Annotated in this window: 26 protein-coding genes; 5 read left to right on the top strand and 21 right to left on the bottom strand. The window is 67.6% G+C overall.

The genetic code is table 11. From position 1 onward, the window contains the following. Positions 1-19: 19 nt before the first annotated feature. From MCHT01_RS24970 to MCHT01_RS24960, 3 genes are all read right to left on the bottom strand, one after another. A complete protein-coding gene (locus tag MCHT01_RS24970; protein ID WP_067070397.1) occupies positions 20-2,413 on the bottom strand; it encodes a portal protein in 2,394 nt (797 codons plus the stop codon). Beyond that, a complete protein-coding gene (locus MCHT01_RS24965) occupies positions 2,406-2,855 on the bottom strand; it encodes a hypothetical protein (RefSeq protein ID WP_067070395.1) in 450 nt (149 codons plus the stop codon). Before MCHT01_RS24965 ends, MCHT01_RS24970 begins: the two co-directional genes overlap by 8 nt. Positions 2,856-2,968: 113 nt before the next feature. Then, positions 2,969-3,289, bottom strand: a complete 321-nt coding sequence (locus MCHT01_RS24960; RefSeq protein WP_067070393.1) for a hypothetical protein — start codon at positions 3,287-3,289, stop codon at positions 2,969-2,971. 650 nt (positions 3,290-3,939) lie between these two features. Between MCHT01_RS24960 and MCHT01_RS27780 the strand changes: the two genes are divergently transcribed. Beyond that, complete coding sequence (locus MCHT01_RS27780; RefSeq protein WP_259375188.1) at positions 3,940-4,065, top strand: hypothetical protein; 126 nt, start codon at positions 3,940-3,942, stop codon at positions 4,063-4,065. Between the two features lie 81 nt (positions 4,066-4,146). Beyond that, the gene (locus MCHT01_RS24955; protein WP_067070390.1) at positions 4,147-4,725 is read left to right on the top strand and encodes a hypothetical protein; all 579 of its coding nucleotides are present in this window, start codon (positions 4,147-4,149) and stop codon (positions 4,723-4,725) included. Here the strand turns inward: MCHT01_RS24955 and MCHT01_RS24950 are convergent. Together MCHT01_RS24950 and MCHT01_RS24945 are read right to left on the bottom strand one after the other, a co-directional pair. Beyond that, entirely contained in the window at positions 4,679-6,268 is a 1,590-nt protein-coding gene (locus tag MCHT01_RS24950; protein WP_067070388.1) for a terminase, read from the bottom strand. The two genes, MCHT01_RS24955 and MCHT01_RS24950, sit on opposite strands and share 47 nt — an antisense overlap. A gap of 3 nt (positions 6,269-6,271) precedes the next feature. Then, positions 6,272-6,811, bottom strand: a complete 540-nt coding sequence (locus MCHT01_RS24945; RefSeq protein ID WP_067070385.1) for a hypothetical protein — start codon at positions 6,809-6,811, stop codon at positions 6,272-6,274. A 206-nt stretch (positions 6,812-7,017) separates the two neighbouring features. Between MCHT01_RS24945 and MCHT01_RS24940 the strand changes: the two genes are divergently transcribed. Next, complete coding sequence (locus tag MCHT01_RS24940) at positions 7,018-7,833, top strand: HNH endonuclease (RefSeq protein WP_148661723.1); 816 nt, start codon at positions 7,018-7,020, stop codon at positions 7,831-7,833. On the opposite strand, the gene MCHT01_RS24935 is transcribed toward MCHT01_RS24940, so the two are convergent. After that, entirely contained in the window at positions 7,830-8,396 is a 567-nt protein-coding gene (locus MCHT01_RS24935; RefSeq protein WP_067070380.1) for a phosphatase domain-containing protein, read from the bottom strand. The genes MCHT01_RS24940 and MCHT01_RS24935 overlap by 4 nt on opposite strands. A gap of 102 nt (positions 8,397-8,498) precedes the next feature. Here MCHT01_RS24935 and MCHT01_RS24930 point away from each other — a divergent pair, with 102 nt between their 5' ends. Then, on the top strand, positions 8,499-8,888 hold the full coding sequence (locus tag MCHT01_RS24930; RefSeq protein WP_148661722.1) for a DNA-binding transcriptional response regulator: 390 nt from the start codon (positions 8,499-8,501) through the stop codon (positions 8,886-8,888). Here MCHT01_RS24930 and MCHT01_RS24925 read toward each other — a convergent pair. Genes MCHT01_RS24925 through MCHT01_RS24855 form a run of 15 tightly spaced genes read right to left on the bottom strand, consistent with a single transcriptional unit; the run spans position 8,885 to position 16,490 of the window. Beyond that, positions 8,885-9,415 (bottom strand): terminase small subunit, encoded by a 531-nt coding sequence (locus tag MCHT01_RS24925; RefSeq protein WP_067070375.1) that lies wholly within the window; start codon positions 9,413-9,415, stop codon positions 8,885-8,887. The two genes, MCHT01_RS24930 and MCHT01_RS24925, sit on opposite strands and share 4 nt — an antisense overlap. Before the next feature lie 9 nt (positions 9,416-9,424). Beyond that, positions 9,425-9,829, bottom strand: a complete 405-nt coding sequence (locus MCHT01_RS24920; protein WP_067070372.1) for a hypothetical protein — start codon at positions 9,827-9,829, stop codon at positions 9,425-9,427. After that, positions 9,826-10,281 (bottom strand): DUF1064 domain-containing protein, encoded by a 456-nt coding sequence (locus MCHT01_RS24915; RefSeq protein WP_245643651.1) that lies wholly within the window; start codon positions 10,279-10,281, stop codon positions 9,826-9,828. The genes MCHT01_RS24920 and MCHT01_RS24915 overlap by 4 nt, the downstream gene beginning before the upstream one ends. After that, the gene (locus MCHT01_RS24910) at positions 10,278-10,511 is read right to left on the bottom strand and encodes a hypothetical protein (RefSeq protein ID WP_067070369.1); all 234 of its coding nucleotides are present in this window, start codon (positions 10,509-10,511) and stop codon (positions 10,278-10,280) included. Before MCHT01_RS24910 ends, MCHT01_RS24915 begins: the two co-directional genes overlap by 4 nt. Next, complete coding sequence (locus MCHT01_RS24905; protein WP_067070366.1) at positions 10,508-11,389, bottom strand: hypothetical protein; 882 nt, start codon at positions 11,387-11,389, stop codon at positions 10,508-10,510. The genes MCHT01_RS24910 and MCHT01_RS24905 overlap by 4 nt, the downstream gene beginning before the upstream one ends. After that, positions 11,382-12,299 carry a hypothetical protein gene (locus MCHT01_RS24900; RefSeq protein WP_067070363.1) on the bottom strand — a complete coding sequence of 306 codons (918 nt, stop codon included), beginning with the start codon at positions 12,297-12,299 and terminating at the stop codon, positions 11,382-11,384. Before MCHT01_RS24900 ends, MCHT01_RS24905 begins: the two co-directional genes overlap by 8 nt. Continuing rightward, on the bottom strand, positions 12,299-12,586 hold the full coding sequence (locus MCHT01_RS24895) for a hypothetical protein (protein ID WP_067070360.1): 288 nt from the start codon (positions 12,584-12,586) through the stop codon (positions 12,299-12,301). The genes MCHT01_RS24900 and MCHT01_RS24895 overlap by 1 nt, the downstream gene beginning before the upstream one ends. Continuing rightward, positions 12,583-12,786, bottom strand: coding sequence for a hypothetical protein (locus MCHT01_RS24890; protein WP_067070352.1), 204 nt, complete (start codon positions 12,784-12,786; stop codon positions 12,583-12,585). Before MCHT01_RS24890 ends, MCHT01_RS24895 begins: the two co-directional genes overlap by 4 nt. Next, positions 12,783-13,685, bottom strand: coding sequence for an MmcB family DNA repair protein (locus tag MCHT01_RS24885; protein ID WP_067070350.1), 903 nt, complete (start codon positions 13,683-13,685; stop codon positions 12,783-12,785). The genes MCHT01_RS24890 and MCHT01_RS24885 overlap by 4 nt, the downstream gene beginning before the upstream one ends. After that, complete coding sequence (locus tag MCHT01_RS24880; RefSeq protein ID WP_067070347.1) at positions 13,682-13,870, bottom strand: hypothetical protein; 189 nt, start codon at positions 13,868-13,870, stop codon at positions 13,682-13,684. Before MCHT01_RS24880 ends, MCHT01_RS24885 begins: the two co-directional genes overlap by 4 nt. Further along, positions 13,867-14,730, bottom strand: a complete 864-nt coding sequence (locus tag MCHT01_RS24875) for a DNA adenine methylase (protein WP_067070344.1) — start codon at positions 14,728-14,730, stop codon at positions 13,867-13,869. The genes MCHT01_RS24880 and MCHT01_RS24875 overlap by 4 nt, the downstream gene beginning before the upstream one ends. Next, positions 14,727-15,677 (bottom strand): phosphoadenosine phosphosulfate reductase domain-containing protein, encoded by a 951-nt coding sequence (locus MCHT01_RS24870; protein ID WP_084453337.1) that lies wholly within the window; start codon positions 15,675-15,677, stop codon positions 14,727-14,729. Before MCHT01_RS24870 ends, MCHT01_RS24875 begins: the two co-directional genes overlap by 4 nt. Continuing rightward, the gene (locus MCHT01_RS24865) at positions 15,677-15,892 is read right to left on the bottom strand and encodes a hypothetical protein (RefSeq protein WP_067070342.1); all 216 of its coding nucleotides are present in this window, start codon (positions 15,890-15,892) and stop codon (positions 15,677-15,679) included. The genes MCHT01_RS24870 and MCHT01_RS24865 overlap by 1 nt, the downstream gene beginning before the upstream one ends. After that, positions 15,889-16,218 (bottom strand): hypothetical protein, encoded by a 330-nt coding sequence (locus tag MCHT01_RS24860; RefSeq protein WP_067070339.1) that lies wholly within the window; start codon positions 16,216-16,218, stop codon positions 15,889-15,891. The genes MCHT01_RS24865 and MCHT01_RS24860 overlap by 4 nt, the downstream gene beginning before the upstream one ends. Beyond that, positions 16,218-16,490, bottom strand: coding sequence for a hypothetical protein (locus MCHT01_RS24855; protein WP_067070333.1), 273 nt, complete (start codon positions 16,488-16,490; stop codon positions 16,218-16,220). Before MCHT01_RS24855 ends, MCHT01_RS24860 begins: the two co-directional genes overlap by 1 nt. A 12-nt stretch (positions 16,491-16,502) precedes the next feature. Between MCHT01_RS24855 and MCHT01_RS26970 the strand changes: the two genes are divergently transcribed. Further along, complete coding sequence (locus tag MCHT01_RS26970; protein WP_169806211.1) at positions 16,503-16,640, top strand: hypothetical protein; 138 nt, start codon at positions 16,503-16,505, stop codon at positions 16,638-16,640. Positions 16,641-16,660 lie beyond the last annotated feature (20 nt).

The raw sequence follows: 16,660 nt of genomic DNA, 5'->3' as shown, positions 1-16,660 counted from the left end.
GGAGGCACTCCTAGTTCGATTACGCGGCCGGAGCCGACTTCTCGCCCTGTGCCTCCTGCGCAGCGCTCCTTTCCTCGATCGTTGCGAGCCGGGCCTCCAGCACGGCGACGCGCTTGTCGCTCGCGGCCTGGATCTCGGCGACCCGCAGTTTGGTATCGCGGTCGATGTTCGCCAGCTCGAGCTTCACGTCCGAGTCAGACTTGATCTGCAGCGTCCGGTTCGCCAGCTCGCCCTGGGCCTTGCGCAGCTGCTCGCTGAGCTGCTCGATCTGCTGGGCGGCCTGCTCCTGGACCTGCTGCAGCGCCTGAGCGACCTGCGGGTCCATTCCGGCGCCGGTACCGCCCTCGCCCGCGGCGGCCATGGCCTCGCGCTCCAGCTTCTCGGCCCGGGCGTTGATCTCGCGCACCTTGGCGCGCTGCTCCTCGAGCGCACCGAGCGCGGTCTCGCGCTGGACCTGGAGGGCCTCGGCTTGCTGCTGGGCCTGCGCCTCGGCGGCCGCCTGCTCCTCGGGCGTCGGTTCCTTGTTGGGGTCGCGCTCGCCAGTCATCTTGCGGATCTGGTCGGCGATCTCGTCCTTGTTGGGCAGGTCCGAGAACTCGAAGGCCATCGTCAGCAGGCGCAGCGCGACCTCGGGCGGCAGGCGCTGCGAGATCTGCATCAGCGCGTCGAACATGACCTGGCGCAGCGTGCCGGCGTAGTCGGCCTCGGACACGATGAAGTCGGCCTGGCTGGCGGTGATGTCGTTGAGGTAGCGCACCGAGCCGTCGACCTGTTGCTCGGGCTGGTTGATCCGCAGCCACTCGATCGCGCCCTTAGCGCCGGTGAGGCGGATCACCTTCTCCTCGGTGTAGTACTGCTCGGTCAGGCTCAGCAGCTTCTCGCCCTGGATCTGGGTGGCGAAGCGCAGGTTGTCGAAGGGTTCGGTCGTGGTGACGCTGCCCTGGATCTGCCGCGCCTTGATCGCCTCGCCGCTCTGGGCGTTGGTCTGGCGGCCGAGGTTGTCGTTGTTGACGCCGGCCGACTTCTGGATGTTCTGCGCCGCCAGCGTCATCATCTGGATCTGGCCGGTGGCCGCGTCGGTATCGCGGCGGATGATGAACTCCGCGCCCTTCTTCTTCGCGATGAAGCCATCGGGCCGCGCCACCTCGTCGCGAGCGACCTCGATGTCCTCGACGGCGCCCTCGTCCATGATGACCTGGTTCGTGTTCAGCATGAACAGCGCCTTGCTTGCCCGCTTGTTCAGGTCCATCTGCATGTCGCGCACGCGCCGGACGACGCCGTAGGGCAGCCGGGTCCGGCCGTAGCGGTAGCACCAGATCGGGGTGAGGCTGAAGCGGTTGTGCCGCGCGATCGACTCGCTGCGGCGCAGCATCCCGGCTTCCACGAAGACCGCGACGTGCGTGCGCATCATCAGGCGGTCCACGATCATCGAGCCCGAGGTCGCCAGCATCTCGCCCAGGCGCGTGTCCTTCGGGTTGAAGATGGCGCCCTTGTGCGGGCCGTCGCGGACCACCTTCACGGTGACCGGCATGCGGTACTGGCCCTCGATGATCCGCACCCGGCGCCGCTCGGTGTCCATGGTGCTGCCGTAGCCTGCGGCGCGCAGGCTCCCGCTGCGCAGCCGCTCGGCGTCCAGCGGGGTCAGCAGGTCGTTGTCCTCGTCGTCCTCGGCATCGCCGAAGTACGAGCTGTCGCGCGCGGAGCGACGGATCAGGTCCGCCCGGTCCGGGTACATCATGACCGCGATGTCCTCGTCGACGTAGCGCCAGCGGAAGAGGTAGCGACCGTCGTCGAGGTCGAGCTCGGAGCTGCCGCGCGAGTCCCACAGCACCCGGCGCCAGTCCTCGTAGATGCTGTAGATGATGTCCTTGGTCGGGTCGTCGCGCGGGCCATCGTCGAGCCAGCCCACGCCCACCTTGATCGCATCCGCGAAGGCCCGGGAGCGGTTGAACGGGATCCGGTTGATGTCGCTGACGTACTTCTGCGTCTTGGTCTTGATGTCCGCGATGTCGACGTCGTCCTCGGTGCGCGGCAGCACCTTCCAGTCGACGCGGGTGCGGCGCTCGGTGCCGATCATCCAGTCGCACATCGGCGCTGTCTCGTTGTAGACCAGGGCCATCTGGCCCCGCTCCTCGACCGCGGTCTTGTCCTCCGGGCGCCACTGGTTGCCGTCGTAGATGTCGGCGTCCATCGCCATTTCCATGCGGTTGGACGCCTGGATCTCGCGCTCGCCGTAGTACCAGCGCAGCAACTGGCGGTGCTCCTTCAGGATCTCGGGCGCGTCCAGCGGGTGCGTGGTCGGCAGGGCCAGGTCGGAGCTGGGCGACGCGGCGCGCTCCGCGTCGAGCTGGCGGTCGTACTGGTCGCCTGGCGCCTTGCCGCGCACGGACCGGACGTCGAAGGCGTCAGGCATAGGTCGCGCCCTCCTTCGCGACCTTGATGTCCTCGCCGGCAATCGCCTTCCCGTCGGCGCGCAGCAGCATCTGGCCGATGGAGCCCGCGAGGTACTCCTCGCCCGGCGCGCTGGGCATGCGCAGCAGGTCGGGCATCACGTCGGTGACGATCCCGATCAGGCGGGCGCGGTTGCGGGTGCTCGGCTCGATGCCCAGCATGCCGCAGGCGATGTGGGCCTGGCGGTTCGCGTGGGCCAGCGCGGCGTCGCGCTCGGCACGGTCGATCGCGTTGATGTTCCAGAGGTAGGCCGCCGACTCCTCGACGATGTACCACCCGGCGTCGCGCCGGATCGCGGGGATCAGCACGAGCGCGCGAGCGTCGTTGACCCAGGTCAGCACGGCCACGATGTCACCGTGCACGCGGGAGGAATGCGCCTTGCGCAGGTCGAGTTCAAGAGCCATGACTACCCCGGGAAGTTCGCGGGGAATCTGCCATCCTTGGTACGACGGGCCCGTGCACGGCTGGCATGAAAAGCCCGGCGCGGGGCCGGGCTCAGCAGGGTGCGCAGCGGGCGCTAGTACGGCGCATCGTTGCGCGGCGGTCGGACACCACCGCCGCCGGGCGAGCCGGAGCCGCCGCCCGAGTTGCCGGGGTTGCGGCCCTTGACCACCACAAGCACCAGGACCGCGGCGACCACGCCCACGGCGATCCAGGCGCCGGTGTGGCCGGTGCCGGCGTCCTTGTCGACGGCCGCCTTCACGGAGGCGTCGGACACGGCAGCCGGGGCGGTCGCGGCGGGCGGGGTCTCCGCCTGGGCGGTCGGCACCACAGCCATGGCGAGGGCTCCGGCCGCGAGGGACAGCGCCAGGAACGCGCGCTTCATCGTGGACTTCATGCAGGACCTCTCTCAACGAGTTGAAGAGACCTGACCCTGCCATCCTTGGCACGCCAAAAGAAAACCCGGCGCGGGGCCGGGTTGAAGGGAGGGCCCCGCAGGGAGGGTCGGGGCGGATCGACTCTATCAGGGTGAGGCCGCGCCGGCGCCGCGCCGATCAGCACCCCCGAACCGAGCGGCCCGGGCGCGTGACGCGACCTCGGGCGGCACGATGGCATCCTTGGTACGCGGGTAGCAACGGAGCGAAAAGGTCAGGTTGTGCGGGCGAGCCCTCGTCAAATATCGGCGCGGCTGATATTTTCCGGCTCAACTATTTGCGCCGCCGATGTTGCAATTTGCGCGAACGTGGAAGCGTCCGTAAACTTGTGCCATGCTTCCTGATGACCTTCGCATTTGGGCGATGAACGGGTAGCAACGCAGACCTAGCGCAGCTCACGCTGGCTCTCGCGCACGACGAGGAAAACAGAGCGCCCAATGAACAAAGCCCGCCTTATGAGGGGCGGGCTTGTTCAGGTCCCCTGACGCGATGCGCCTGGAACCTTCACTTTGCACGGTGAGGCTTCAGTATTTCTCAGCGTTGAGAAGAACGCAATACGAAATTGGCATCGCGCCTAGGGTTTTTCAGTTCCCTTTCACGAAAGGAACACCCGATGAGCGCTATGCACTTCTGCCATTGGCCGAAGAGCGTGCACGTTCGCCCGTACACGCGGACCCGCTTCGGCAGGCTCGAATCCGTGTGCGAGCACTGCCGCTCGCTGCCCGGTCAGAACACCTGATCGCTGACGCCTGATCATCAGGCCCCGGCCCTCCGCCTCTGGCGTGGGGCCTTTTCGTACTGCTTTGGTACGCTCCGCTGCATGCCCTCCTATCTCGCAGACATCGCTGCCAACTGGACCATCGCGCATTCGCTCTCGACTGCGGCACTGGGTGTGTCGCTGCTCAGCCTCACGGTCTCGATCCGAAACTACCGCAGGGACAACCCGCGTTTGAAGATCACGGCACGGCGTGTCCGGAGGCGGGATGGCGGGCTCGGCTACATCGAGGTGAAGGCCGTCAACGTTGGCCGTCGACCGCTCTACCTGACGATGCTGTGCGGATCCGACGACGGCAAACAATGGAGCAGCGAGTACTTGGACTCCGGCGGGCCGGGGCTCAAGGTCGGCGAGCACGAGTTCATGACGTTTCGCATCGTCGCCTTTCCAAACGGTGAAGGCGTCTATGACGCGTGGGCCATGCTTGACGACGTGTACATCGAGTTCACACGGATGCAGATCGAGGACTCCACCGGCCAGAAGCACGAGATCCCTCGCCTGCGCAAGTTGCTTGTCGACCTGAGGGCCGAGTACAACGACTGGTGCGAAGAGGAGCGACGCCGGCTCGCTGCGTCGGTCACACCGCCATTGCAGACGCCCCCCGCCGGCGCCCGCCCGACCTAGCCCCCGTCGACGCCCCCGACATCGCGAACTTCTCCCCCGCCTCCAGCACCTGGCCGAACTGCCGATAAGCGTCGCTGCCGTGGCTGTCGTCGTTGTGCATGGGCTCCGACGTGAAGCGACCGTTGCGCTGGTCCCACTTCTTGCGGTAGTTGGACAGGCGGGCCAGGCCGACGCCGCAGCCCTGCTCGCTGAACCATGAGCTCGCGAACGCCGCCCGCGTGGCCTGGATGCCGTTGTCCAGGTTCGTCACCCGCGGCACGACGTCGAAGCGCTGGCCAGGCATCAGCTCCTGCAGCATCTCCTCGATCGACTGGTTCGTGTCCGGCGTCTTGCCGATGCGCTTGTACGCGGCCTCATGCGGCAGGAAGTGCTTGGCGAAGGTGTAGCCCGTGCCCTGTAGCCAGGTCGTGAAGTGGTTCAGCTCCTCACCGCTGGCCTCGTAATAGCCGATGAAGCGGTGATCCGGGCCGACCTTCTGCATCAGCCAGATCGACGTCATGTCGCCGCGCCCAATGTCCCAGAACGTGTAGACCGGCGCCGATTCGATCGGCAGCTTCTTCACCACGCGGCCCTGCACCCGCGCCGTCGCCATCTGCTTGGCGTAGTAGCAGCCGTCGGTGCTGACCTGGAAGGCCTCCTCCGGGTAGCTCGGGTACTCCTGCCACATCGACGGTGCGTCGCCGCTGAAATCGTTGTCGCGGGTCGTGACGTACCAGGTCCACTGCTCGTCGGTGAGCCGGCGCCCGATGCGCGCCTCGACCTGCTTGAAGTAGACCTCGTCGGCCTCGGTGAAGACCACCGACGGGTCGTCGAGCACGTAGCCCGGGTCGTCCCACCAGGCGAAGAAGTGGAAGCGGAAGTGCTTGGCCGTCAGCGCCTTGAGCGTGCGCGCGGCCAGCGCCTGCGCGTGCTCGATGGCGCGCTGCGTCATCTTGTAGAACTCGCCCTCCTGCCCCTCGGCCGTGGACTCGATGACGAGCACGCCGCTGGCCGGCACCGCCGGGATCGAGCCGGTGACGACCTCGCGCGCCTTGTCGGGGAACTTGGCGCAGATCTTCCCGAACTCGGACACGTGGAGTCGGTGGATGGTGCCGGACCGCATCGACGTCGCGACGCGGATGCTGGCGCCGTTGTGGGCGAACTGGATCTCCGAGGTCGTGCACTTCTTCAGGGGGAACCGCTCGCGCAGCGCCTCGGGCAGCTGGTCGTAGGCGAACTTGACCTTGTCGCGGAAGATGGTCTCCGCCGCTTCCTTGTCCTGCGCGATGATCCCGCAGCGGATCGGATCCAGGCTGAACAGCGCGGTGTCCAGCCACAGGATGCAGATCAGCGTGGTGAAGCCCAGCTGGCGCGCTTTCAGGATGATGTTCCGGTGCCAGAGCTTGGCCAGGAAACGACGCTGCGCGCGGTTGGGCTTGAACTGGACCGTCAGGCCCTCCTCGTCGTCGGTGCCCTTGACGATGATCTTGTAGAGGTTGCAGAGCCTCCACATCGGGTCATCGAGGTGCTCGGCGAGCGTGGCGACGTCGACCGCGGCGGACATCCGTCAGCGCCCTCCCCGCGCAGCCAGCGCCTTGAGCAGTCCCACGGAGAACTGGCGCGCCAGTTCCTTGCTCAGCCGGTCGCGCAGCTGGTCGATCGGCATGCTGTCGAGGGCCTCCGGGCTGATCCCGTAGACCAGGTCCACGCCGGCGAACTGGACGCGGGCGTGCAGCTGGCGAGCGACGGAGTCGCGCACGACATCCGTGAGGAGCATGTCGAGCGGGACGGTCACCATCTGAGGAGGCTGCATCGCCTCGCTGCTGAGGTCGTCCAACGAGAACGGCGGCGCCGAGCCGAGGTAGACCCGATCACGCCGCTCGCCGCTGTCCGCGATCGCCGTCGGACCGAACAACGCCGAGCTCGAGGGCAGCATCGCCTTGGCCCGCTGGATCTCGCCCTCGAGGATCGCGACGCGGCGGCCGCGCTCGATCGACAGCCTCGTGGTCAGCGACAGCGCGTCGCTGGTCTTGTTCAGCTCGACCGTGAGCTGGGCCTGCGCCTCGCGCGCGCGACGGCGCTGGTTGCGACCGAACCGGCGGCTCATTGCAGGCCCCAGGGGTCGATCAGCAGCAGGACGGCGAAGGCCGGCCTGGTCAGGCGGAAGGCGGCGCGGGCCAGCTGCTGGTGCGGATACAGCGGATCGGTGGGCATGGCGCCTCCAGAGGGTGGAGGCGGCAAGGTGCCATCCTTGGTACGAGCGCTGGTACTGCGGGCGCTATATTGCTCGGGCAACCTGACAGGGAGGGGAAGATGGGCAGAACACCACCAATCAGCGTCCTTCGACAGCTCAGACAAGAGGTCGGCTTCGGATGCCCCGTCGATGGATGCGGGAACCCGTATCTCGAGTTCCATCACTTCGATCCACCCTACCACCTCGAACAACACCATCGGCCGGAGGGCATGATTGCCCTCTGCGCAGAGCATCACAAGAAGGCAGACAACGGAGCGTTTACCAACGACCAGCTAGCTGCACTCAAACGCAGGTCTGCCGACCCCACGTTGGTGCGGGGGCGCTTTGACTGGATGCGCAATGAGATCGTGGCCTACATGGGAGGCTGCCTCTACCATGAGACCTATCGGCTCATCACCGTGGACGGCCAGGACGTTGTTTGGCTGAGCCGCGACGCGGACGGGTATCTCTTGCTGAACGTCCGCATGTTGTCGCTCCTGCCTGAGCATCGCGTGGTCATCACGGAGAACCTGTGGGAGAACATCGGGAAGCCGACAGAGCTGGTGTCTCCACCGAACGGGCGCAAGTTGTCGGTGGCATATGCGAACGGCGATAGCCTCGATGTGGAGTTCTACGAAGTCCAATCTGTCGAGGAAGCAGCAAAGAGCTTCGCCCTCGTGCCCGAGCAGTACCTCGCCAGACTCAAGTTCCCAGTCACCGCCGTTCAGCTCGGTGTGTCGGTCGGTGGCACCAATTTCCGGCTCGAACCAGGTGGGACGTTCATTGGTGGAAGCACGTTCCGCGGTGGGCTCATTTCCCGCTGCGGCACCGGCTTCGCCGTCAATACCGGCATTCCGTGGGCCCAACTTGAACCGGAACGGGACACGGACGCCTAGAAGCTCCCCGGCGCGACCTGGAAGCACGCCACGCCCTTCGCGCGCCACATCGCCACGACCTTGTCGCGGTCGTCGAACACCGCGACCAGGCGCTTGCGGTCGTACTCGCTGAGCGCGTCGTACCAGCCGGCCTTGAGCTGCTCGTCGGGCGTGTGGTCGCCCTCGCGGCGCATCATGAGCTGCAGCTCGTCGGCGTCGATCTCGTCGCCGCAAACCCAGCGGTGCAGCCAGGTCAGGGTCTCGTTCATGACCTCGGCGCTGCGGCCGGACCAGATGCGCACATCGGCGCCGGACTTCAGCAGCGCCATCATGGTTCCGATGACGGGCCAGTTCGGCGCGTCGTGGACGCAGGCGGCGAAGAAGGCGCGCCAGTCGGGTTTGGCCTTGCCGGAGCCTTCGCAGTCCTCGCAGCGGATGAAGCCGCCCTTCCATTCCGCGCTGTCCTTGGGACGCCTCACGGTGCCGTTGCCATGGCAGGTGGGGCACTTCGCTTCCACCAGGTGCCGCCGGTGCTCGATCAGCGCCAGCGTACCGTCGAGGTCGAAGATGTAGAGGGGGGTCAAGGGCCGCTCCTAGGCTGTTGGAGCGGGCAGGCTGCCATCCTTGGGACGGGGCTGACCCCGAAGCTCCCTGTAAACATTCACATATTCAGTGAGGCCGTCCCGATGGATAGCATGCTGCCCGTGCAGCCCGACCGCCCCACAGTCGTTCTTCTCGATGACTCGCCCGACCTGCTGGAGGCGCTGGCGATCTGGCTTGAGCTCGACGGCTGGCGAGTGATCAGCACGGCCAAGCTAGAGGACGCCAAAGCCGCACTGGCGGCGGAGCGATGTCACGCCCTCGTGATGGAGCCCCGGCTCGAGCGCGGCGATGCGTTCGACGTGGCACAGGCTGCCCGGGCGATGGGCGATCAATGCCCGCTTCTGGTGTCCCTGTCGGCGTACCCCCGCGAGCCAGGCGATGACGCCTCCTACGAGCCGACCTTATTCGACTTCAGCCTGCAGAAGCCGTTGGAGCTCTCGAACCTGTCACGCGTTCTCAGGCGCGGGCGCTAGGTCCCCTTCCCTTCCTGAGCCACGGGCCCGACGACGTTGCCCTTCAGCGTGCCCAGCAGGTCCGACAGCGGGTCGGTCTTCTGCTTGTTGTCGAGCTCGAACAGGCCCTTGTGCTTGAAGAGCCGCTCCATGGCGCTGTTCTTGTCCCAGAACTGGTACTCGACCTTGCCGTACTCGTCCATCTTGAAGCTCTTCACCGAGGCGGCGGTGTCGGCGTCCAGCTCGTGCGGCAGCCTCAGGGTGCCGTCGGGCTTCATGATGTTGCGGATGTCGGAGAAGACCAGGCGCTTGGCCTCCTGGAGCAAGGCCTTCACGTCGACGACGACCTCGTCAGCGGCCAGACCCTGTAGCTCCTTCACCCTTGCGGCAACCTGAGGCAGCGCCATGAGGCGGGACGCCTGCTGGTGGACGGCATCGGCCTTCCACTTCTGCGAGCGCGGGTAGGCGCGGCGGTAGGCCTCGGCCTGCGACAGGCCGGAGGCGACGCCGCGGGCGAAGGCCTCTTGCGGGGCGGAGAGAGTGCTCATGGTTCAGCCCTAGGGACAGGTTCCGTCGGGGTTGAAGCCCTTGATGCCGCGGCCGCTGGCGCGCAGCACGTCCTGGGCTTCGTCGATGACGTGCAGCGCCCGGGCGTCGCCGCGGGTGCGCAGGTAGATCGCGGTCTCGTCCTCGATCTCATGCAGGACATCCAGCGCGTCGCAGAGCCCGTCGGCAAGTTCCTGGTTCCGTTCCTCCAAGGCTTCAAAGGCTTTCATCGCCTGATCGGCGCCAGCGATGAAGGCCACGAACATCAGCAGGGCCAGCGTGCTGATCAGGCCCCAGGCGGCCGACGTGGTCAGCGGCTCCGCGTTCGTGGGCACCTGACCGATGAGGCTGAGCACGAGGACCGCGAAGGCGAACCAGCCGCCTACGGCCAGCACGAGGAAGAACATCCTGTTCATGACCTGATCTCCTGAATCTCGATGCCGTGGCGCTCCAGCATCAGCTTCCGCTTCAAGCGGAACTCGGGGGTGACAGCGCCCTTCACGTCTTCGACGACGACCTTGCCATCCTTGGTGCGGGCGTAGACAAAGTCGGCGAGGTAGACCGTGGCGCGCTGCTTCTTGCCGGTCGTGCTGACCTGGGCGGGGATCAGCTCGAAGGGAACCTGCAGGCGCAGGTCGCGGATCTCGCCGGCGCGCTCCAGCACGCGCAGGTGGCACCAGCGGCGGTGCTCGGCCTTGGAGTCGAAGGTGATGCCGTCGGCCTGGACCTTGGTGTTCCCGTACTTCTGCCCCCTCTTGCCGCGCTGCGCCGGGTTGTCCCGCATCTCGATGAGCGAGACCTGACCCCGGGCCCGGGCACCGAGGTTCAGTACCTCGGCCAGCGACATGGTGATCGGGCGGCGGCTCACTGGAAGACCTCAGCCTGGAACAGCTTGGCGTCGGGTCCGCACTGGCCGTCCGGAGCGCGGGCGAGGCTGCAGCTGCGCTTCCCGCTTATCACGTTGCAGCGCAGGACGACGCGGGCATTCTCGGCGCGCGAGGCCTTGATCGGCATCTCGATCCGGTGGCGGCAGCGGGCGCACTGGGCGCGCTGCTCGTCGAAGGTGAAGGCGGGCAGCAGCTCGGCCAGCGGGGTCATGCCTGGCTCCTCAGTGCACGTTCGTGCTCCAGCGCCGCGCGCAGGCCGGGCGGCAGCAGGTCGGCGGCGATGATCGGGGCGCCCTGGGCCGCCGACTTGATCTCGTCCGGGGCGTAGGCCAGCGCGTCGCGCCAGGCCCGGGCTTGGTCCATGGTGAGGCGCTCGCCGCGCTCCTCCCGGGCCTTGAGCGCCCGTGCCCAGCCCCTGGGGTCCACGGGGTCGGCCCGCTTCACCGCGACGACGCCACGCAGCTGCTCGCGGGCGGCGTCGGTCTTCGGCGTGTCCTTGGGCGGCAGCAGCGCCACCTTGGACGCGGGCGGCGGCAGCGCCGGGCATTCGCCATACGCCAGCTCGGGCGTCAGCTTCCCGGCGTTGACTGCGGCGGTCAGAACCCGCTTGCGCTGCTCCGGATCGGTCCCCTGGGACACGATCCAGGTCACGGTGGCACCCTTGGCCTTGGCGAGGGTCACGGCGCGCTCGTAGGCCTCTTTGAACGCCATGCGGGCCGCGATGCGATCGCCGGCGGCGATCAGGCCGCTGCACACGCCGTAGGCCTCCGCCATCTCGGTCGTCCACACCACGGACTGGTCCTCGCCCTGCGGGACCATGGCCCAGGCCTCTTCGACGCCAGGGCGGCCGTCGACGGACAGGCGCTCGATCTGGGCGATGACGTCCGACGGCACCGGCACGAACTTGCCGCGCACCGGGTCACGGACGTGGGCGTCCAGCGCGTAGCGCACGGCGTCGAGGCCGTAGGCGCTGAGCGCGCGGAACCAGAGCGAGGTGTTGCCCGCGTCCGGCACGTAGCTGCCGCGGCTCAGCAGACGGCACGTCTGGTCGAGCATGGCGGCGAAGTCGTCGAAGTCGGTCTCAAGCATCGCGAACCTCCTGGGTCGGTGGGGTGTCGAAGCCGAGCAGGCGCTTGGCTTCAGCGTTGCGGGCCGCCGTGTCCAGCACGGGCGGCGAGGTCCTGCGGGTCGGCATCGGCCCGTGGTGGACCTGCTTGACCATCTCGGCGGCGCGCATGCGCTCTCCCTCCACCACCCCGACGAGGTAGCCGAACGGGTCCCGGGCGTGCAGCGCTTTGGGCACCGCGGCGAAGAACTCCTCCGGGGTCGCCCCGGCCTTCAGCAGGGTCGTGAAGCGCAGATGGCCCGGGGCGACGTTGCTGATGCCCATGGCCTTGAGCCGGCGGCAGAGCAGCCCGGCGGCGGTGGGCGCGAGCTGGGGATCGGGGGATGGCGCTGGCGCCGCAGGCGGAGGGTCGGCGGGCGGCGGAGCGCCCGCTTCCGCGCGGAGAGTGTCCTGAGCAGGGATAGATGCTCCTATCTCTTCTTCTCTACTCTCCTCTCCTCTAGGCGTGGCATGGCGTGACGTGGCGTGACGTGGCGTGACATCAGCTGTCTCGCCCTTCCCTTTCGCCTCCCGCTGGCGCTGCTGGCGCTTGCGTTCCGTCGCGTTGTTGTCCTCGCGTTCGCGCTTGGGCTGACGCTTCGCCCAGGCCGAGATCTGCATGCCGGCGTCGACCATGTCGCGCTGCCGGAAGGCCTCGAAGATCGCCGCCGAGCGGCCGTCGGGAAGCTGCAGCGCGCAGTCCATGGCCTCGAAGTCCGGGTCGCTGCCGAGCGAGCCGCGCTCGTGCTCGTTCATCGACGCCCGCTCGAGCAGGCAGGCCCACACCGCGATCACCTCCGCGACGGAGGCGCCGGCGCGGCGCGCCACCAAGGGCAACTTCTGGTCGGTCACGGTGCCGTGGTGCCACCGGAACCAGTCAATTCCACCTGCCATCAGATCAACTCCAACTGCTGGGCGACAAGGCGCAGGGCTTCGACCAGGCGGCCGGATTCCGTGCAGACCTTGTTGCCGGGGACTTCGAGATAGCCGGCCTTGATGAGCGCGTTGACGCGGCCGCACAGCGGCCCGGTGCGCATGCCGGTGAGCTGCTCCAGCTCGCGGCGCGTGTAGAGCTGGCGCGGGGCCATGGCCTTCAGGATGCGCAGCTCCTGCCGCTGCATCTCCCCGGCGTGCTGCTCGTAGAAGGCGCGGACGCTGCTGTCGGCGGTATCGCGGGTCACAGGCCTCCCGGCTTCAGGATTCGGGCCGTCTTTGCGCGCGCCGCGTCGACCTGCTCGCGCGTCGGGTTCCGCGCCGGGCCATCACGCTCCAGCTGCTCCGCGCGGCGGGCCGACTGCTTGCGGGCGTTGCGCGCCGCGGCGCGCTCGTAGGCCGTGGGCGGAGGCAGCTGCCCCTTGAAGTTCGGGTCGAAGGGGTTCACCGGAGGACGTCCTCCAGGGTCTCGGCCTCTTCAGCCGGCTGCGGCGCCGAGGTGAGGAACTCACCCAACTGGCGCGCCTGCACCGCAACCCTGGCGAGCTCATCTGCCAGATCGAGCAGCGGACTGCCCTTGAACCGCGGCTTGCTCAGCAGCGCCAGCATCTGCTGGGCGCGAACCTGCAGCTCGGTGGCGAGCGCGTCCTCCGGCAAGCCCATGGCGACGGCCAGCCTTCCGACGGCGTCGCTGCAGCGCTCGCGCTCGCTGTCGCGCTGCTTCTGCATCGCCTCGCGGTCGCGGGCGAGCTGCTCTTGCAGGCGTTTGCGCTCCGATTCGTACTGCCCCTGGGCCTCCGCGAGCTGGCGCCGGAGCTGCGGTAGGTCGCTGAGCATCGCGGCGACCTCGGCACCGAACTTGTCGGACAGCTTCCTGCGAGCAACCCACTCGTTGAAGAACGTCGCCCGGTTGGTGCCGTTCGCACGCCCAACACCGTCGAGCAGCAGCTTGACCCATGCCTTCCACGGCAGCTCGGTCAGCTGGTGAGAGACCGGCTTCTTCGCGTAGCGCCAGCCACCGTTCGCGCCGCGCAGGATCAGGCCGCAGGTCGGCGGGACCATGTCCTTGGTGATCAGGCCGGTCGGCGCCGCGAAGGTGACGCTGTTGGCGAACGCGAGGTAGGACTGCCACTTCCCCGCCGTGACGTCGCGCCGGAAGTCGGCGACGCTGACCTTGCACTCGAAGGCCTCGAAGGTGAGCCGGGTGTACGTCGGCTCCATCGTGTAGACGTCGGGCCGCGGGCTGCCGCTCTCACCGAGCTGCATGTCCTCCCAGGTGATGCGGTTGGATGTGCCGCGCAGGTGCTCGGCGAGGTCGGTCGCGAGTTGGTCGTGGGTCAGGTTCATTGCGGGCCTCGGGTTTGATCGGCCTCGGCCGCCTCGTAGTCAACGAGCCAGCTGATGCACGAGGAGAAGCGGCGACGTTCCTCCGGCTCCATGGCGGCCGCGCGCTGCGCGACCTCGGATTCAGGGCAGTGCAGCAGGCCCGCGCCGAGGCGGGTGCGCTGGGCCATGTCGTGCTGGGCGGTCATGCGGCCAGCTCCGCGAACAGGTCGCCACGAGCAAGGTAGAGCGCGCGGCTGCACGCCGGGTTCAGCCAGACGACCTCGGTGCGCTCGCGCGCGCCGTCGGCCATGGCGACGCGCTCGTGGCGCTCCCAGTCGGGGAAGAGCTCACGGTCGTACAGCTCACATGCGTAGCCGCTGAGGACGACCATTCCCTTCAGGGCGTGCAGAGTCCGAGCCAACGCCTCGTGATCCGCGGTGGTCATCTCGTGGCGATAGGCCTTGTCGTTGTGGCTCTTGATCGCCGAGCGGGTCTCGTGCGGATACGGCGGATCGACGTAGAACAGGGTCTCGGCCGTGTCCTGCTGCGCCAGGATCTCGAGCGCGTCGCGGTTCTCGATCACCACCCCGCGCAGGCGCTCGGTGAACGTGGCCACGTGCGCGGGGTAGTTCGTCCAGTCGATCTGCGCCGGCTGGGTTTGGCGGTTCGCCTTCGCCCGGAAGCCCGTGCGGTTGTGACGGAGCGTCGTGGTGCCGAAGCCCATGAAGCTGCGCACCAGCGTGCGCCGAGCCGCCTCCACCGGGTCATCGGTCTCGGCGTAAGAGTCGCGGAACTCGTCGCGCGAGAAAGGTGTCAGGTAGACGGCCCGCGCCAGTTGCTCCGCCAAGTCGGCGTCGCGCAGCACGCGGAAGAAGTTGACGACCTCAAGGTCCAGGTCGTTGTAGATCTCGGCGTAGCTGCGGTCCTTCAGCAGCAGCACCGAGGCAGCGCCTCCGAACGGCTCGCAGTAGATGCGGTGCGCCGGGAAGAAGCCGACGATCCAGCTGGCCAGACGGAACTTGCCGCCGTGGTAGCGCAGAGCCGGTCGGGTGATGGCGTTACTCATTCGCACAAGCCGTAGGCGCTCTCGCACGCCTTCGGCTCCTCGTGAATGCGGACCCAGTCCATCAGCTGGCCGCCACGCTGGGTCTTCGACCACTCGACGACGTTGTGGATGCCGCGCTTGTTGAGATGCTTCTCGCGGTCCGGATCGGGGAAGAAGCTCGCCATCTGGCGCTTGCTAGCCATGCTGACCATCAGCTCCCACATGGCGATCCGCTCGATGTGATGGGGGAAGCGCTTGGAGATCTCGAGGATCTCGTCCTTCCCGCAGTTGATGCAGGGCATGCACCCGACGCGCGTCATCCCCTGCAGGTAGAGCGGGTTCGGGGCCAGGCCGTACAGCGCCGCGGCATCGAATACATCCACCGCAGTCCAACGAAGGATCGGCCGGTAGGTGAAGAGCCCATCACCCATCACCTCGAACGAGCGCACGCACGCGCCAGTCCCCTGGAGGCGGCTCATCCGTGACTGGCTCTCGTTCAGTCGGATGCCTTGCCACGACCATACGGCCTCGCAGGCACCATCCCCGATCAGGCCCATCTGGTACTCGACCAGCGGCAGCGTCTTCAAATAGTGGGTGCAGAACTGGCGCGTCCGGCTGGGAAAGCGCCCCTTCCACAGGCACAGGTCCAGGTACGGATTGCCGGTGGGCACCAGGGCGGCGATCGCGCGCTCGCAGTCGCCCTTGGAAACGCCCTTGCGCGGCCACTGCTCGCGCACGTAGTCACGGAACCGGACGATCTCCGCGGAGAAGTCCGCCCTCAGCGTGACGATCTCGACGCCCAGGTGGCGCGCCATGTAGGCGACATGCTCGATGGTCTGCTCGTGCTCGTTTCCGGTGTCGGCGAAGACGAAGCGGCAGGCAGCGCGCCCGTGCTGCTCGATGGCCAGCACCGCGGTCGCGGCAGAGTCCTTCCCTCCACTCACGCTCACCACGTGCAGGATGGACATCAGGCGCCCCCTCGCAGGTTCACGCCGAACACATCCGGCACCGGCGGGCGCTTCAGCGGGTTGCGGCTGCGGTAGTCCTCCGACATGCAGGCCTTGCACCACGAGTGAAGGCCGTAGACGCCCTTGGCGCTGACGTTGAAGTACTCGCGCGTCGCCGGCCACGATTCGTCGCAGCCGGTGCACTCCTTCTCGGGGACCTCTTCCAGGGTGGTCATGCTTCGCCTTCCTTTGCGATGCCATAGCGCAGATAGCGCGAGTTGCGGGTTGTGTCTTCGACGGCTTTGATCCGCTGCTGCGCCTTCAGGAACAGCAGCGCCCAGTCGACGGCGCGCTCGCTGCAGCCGGTGGCGCGCACGATCTGGATGCGGATGAAGTAGCGGCCGGTGTGCTTCTCCAAGAACTGGAGAACTTGCTGTGTCGCGCTGCCCTCGCGGATCACGCCGGGCGGTCGCGGGTTGAAGCGCGGGGGCGCGTCGCCGGGGTCGAGGTCACGGTTGGCCGCGGCGATGATTCGCTGGGCCATCCAGTCGACGCCGTTCATCAGACGCCCTCCCGGGCCGGCGCCGGACTTTGATCCCATCGACCGAACTGCCCGCGTCCGGCCACACTGCGGCGCATCACGTTGAACTCGCCGAACAAGGCGCGCTCCAGCAGGTGACGGGCGAACTCGCTCTTCGACATGCCCGAGAGGGTCGCCATCGCGATCACAGCCTCCTCGGTCTCCTGGCTCACCGGGATGTCGAGGCGCGAGACCAGCTTGCCGCCGGGGTCCGAGCGCCCGCTACGCGAGAAGTTCACGTCGTCTTCAGTCATTGGGGGTCCTGTATGTCCGATCAAGAATTCGCGAAGCGCGCCACCGAGCAGGTCGTCGCCGAGGCGGCCGCCTTCGCGGCGATGTACGAGCGCGAGTGGCAGCTCGACGCGCTGGTCGAGCTGGCGCGGTCGACCCGCGACGAGGACTGAGCGCGGAGATGCGCGCGAAG

The sequence above is a fragment of the Mitsuaria chitosanitabida ATCC BAA-476 = NBRC 102408 genome, assembly GCF_001598255.1.
GTDB lineage: Bacteria > Pseudomonadota > Gammaproteobacteria > Burkholderiales > Burkholderiaceae_C > Roseateles > Roseateles chitosanitabidus.
This window is presented reverse-complemented; position numbering and strand designations above follow the sequence as displayed.